General features: G+C 31.6%; 4 protein-coding genes. 3 read left to right on the forward strand and 1 reads right to left on the reverse strand.

The features are described 5' to 3' along the window. Window positions 1-359: 359 nt before the first annotated feature. From K7G79_RS14615 to K7G79_RS14625, 3 genes are all read left to right on the forward strand, one after another. Window positions 360-584, forward strand: coding sequence for a hypothetical protein (locus K7G79_RS14615; protein WP_223552336.1), 225 nt, complete (start codon window positions 360-362; stop codon window positions 582-584). 126 nt (window positions 585-710) lie between these two features. Beyond that, a complete protein-coding gene (locus K7G79_RS14620) occupies window positions 711-1,424 on the forward strand; it encodes a pentapeptide repeat-containing protein (protein WP_223552337.1) in 714 nt (237 codons plus the stop codon). Between the two features lie 447 nt (window positions 1,425-1,871). Then, complete coding sequence (locus K7G79_RS14625) at window positions 1,872-2,258, forward strand: hypothetical protein (RefSeq protein ID WP_223552338.1); 387 nt, start codon at window positions 1,872-1,874, stop codon at window positions 2,256-2,258. A 21-nt stretch (window positions 2,259-2,279) separates the two neighbouring features. Here K7G79_RS14625 and K7G79_RS14630 read toward each other — a convergent pair. Continuing rightward, on the reverse strand, window positions 2,280-2,475 hold a 196-nt coding region (locus K7G79_RS14630), incomplete at its 5' end, for a hypothetical protein (RefSeq protein ID WP_223552339.1).

The raw sequence follows: 2,475 nt of genomic DNA on the forward strand, positions 1-2,475 counted from the left end.
TAATGTTTGGGTTTACTTCTCATATTTGCTAAGTTAATAACTAGCAAGCATATTCTCTCATCTTTGTGTCCAGTCTAATATAGGAAGTCCAAACTTATGGTCGAAAAGTAAAATCTCAATTACAATTAAGCGGATATTCTATCGGTATTAAGGAAATAGGAGAAGAAGAAACAATTTTTACTTGTGAAACAGGAGTTCAAAACATAGGTGAGAAATACGAAAAGGATTATAAAGTAAATATCTACTTTGATAATTTCAATAAATACATAAATCTTAATTGGAGAACAGATGGAGCCGGACGAAATTATGACTATACAAAACTTTTAAATGGAAAGACTATTAAAATAACTAATAACTCTTTGCCGACTCTTTATCCTGACGAAGTAATTGATGTTCTACGTTTTAACTTTGAAGTTAAAAATGAAAACGTATTAAAAGCATTTGAAGAACTAAAAATAAGATTTATATTATTTTACCCAAATGGAAAAGACGAAATGGAAACTGAATTAACAGAATGGAGTAAAAAAGTAATGGAAGATATAATAGAATCAAAAAATACTGCATACAACAATGGCTATAAGTAATTGCTTGTTCTCGCCTACTTCTGAAAATCCTCGCGGATTTTCAGTTCGGTTTGTACTTGCAAAGTTAACCGCTAAACCACGCAACTACTCATAGCCGAGACCGTTACCTGCAAGCACGAAACAAGATTGAAAACAAAAAAAGAAATATTGGAGCATTATCAAAACGGACAAAGATTCTATCGGAATGTGGATTTCGATAACGGAGAATCCTATGCTGATTCTAATTTCCAAGACGCGATGTTTGAGAATTGTTATTTTGGAGTCGATTTCTCGAATTCTAATTTTAGAAATGCACGGTTTTCGGATTGCAACCTAAAATCAACGGACTTTCATAATTGTGATTTAACAAAAACTGAAATAGTTAATTGTTTAGTTGAAGCAATAAATTTTGGAAACTCAGATACATCTGACTTAATTTTCGATAATAACACTAGCTATGGAAATGAAGTTAAAATAAATAAAGATTCTAACGAAATAGAAGCTTTTGCACATCCATTAGTCACGGAATTATATAAAAGAGTGCCAGAATTTGACAAGATGAGTGACCATTGCTCTGATGATTTACTTTATGTTGTTTATGGAGGTTTAAGTTTAAGACTTTCGGAACAAATAACTGAATTAGATAAACCAAACAAACTGATTATCGACTCTTTCTCTTTCTTTAATTATTTAGGAGACAAAAATGATAAGGAAATAGATAATTTATTAGTTGTTGGAATATACGAAGGTCTTTACTGGAGTAAAAAATGTAATGATTTAAGTAGAACTTTATTAAAAGGTCGAAATAAAGAAGTTTACGAACATTGGATGATAAATGGAAATATCCAGGCTGAATACTAAAAAAGCCAGCAGGTAACAATGGCTATAGTTAATACGGGTTTTGTACTTAACCCAAAGCTTAGAGCTTTAAACCAAGTCCGCCAAATCTTTTGATTTGGCTTTAAAACAAAAAAAGATAAAACAAAATAAAAAGTTTTGGCTAACTGCTTAATCGGAAATTAATCGCTTTTTAATCCCGTACTAACCATAGCCGAGACGTTGTAGCACATTTGAGAAAACTGAAATGACAGAAGAAAATATTAAAAAATCTTGGCGGAATTTATTAACACCATTTATAATTGGACTTGTAGTTTTTATCGTGTCAATTTTGTTTCACCGATTAGGAAGTAAAAGAACACCACCACAAACAATTAGTCTATTTGGATGTGTTTTCGGAATTGTATTTATGGTTTTTCCAGGAATAAAAATGATAAAATTTAGAAAGTATCTCAAAGACCTTAATAATAAATGAAATCTGAATTAAGATATATTGAACTTAAAAGTGGATTTGGAGATAACGGACCAGCTTGGATTGGAATGGCAGAATTTTCAAAAACTGGAAGAACTGTTTATTTCAACGGAAAGGCACTTAAAAATTCAAACGCTCGTGGAATATCTGGAAACTACTATGACATAGAAAATGGTGACGAATATTGGATTTCTGGAGTTAAAAAAAACGGAACGGATAGACATTGGGCTGGTGGAGGAAAAATAATGATTGACCGAAAAGCAGTTGAGCATTATTTGAGTCAAGTTGATTTTAAGCAATTGGACAAAAATCGATTTGAATTAGTTGATATAAAACCAACTGACAAACAAAAATTTGCGGAGTTGGAAAATGAAAAAATAGAATAAAAAAACGTGCTACAACAATGGCTATAATTCATTGTGGTTTTGTGCCACACCAAAATAAAAGTATAAATCAAACGGCTGGATTTCGACGGAATAATCCTGCGGATGATTCCACAACGAAATCATAGCCGAGACCGTTGTGCATAATGTCCCAAAAACCGTAATCTGAATTAAAGTTTGAGAAAAAAAGAAATATTTTGGCTGATTGGAACCACAATAC

Source organism: Aestuariivivens sp. NBU2969, from assembly GCF_019931125.1.
In the GTDB taxonomy this organism is placed as follows: domain Bacteria; phylum Bacteroidota; class Bacteroidia; order Flavobacteriales; family Flavobacteriaceae; genus Aestuariivivens; species Aestuariivivens marinum.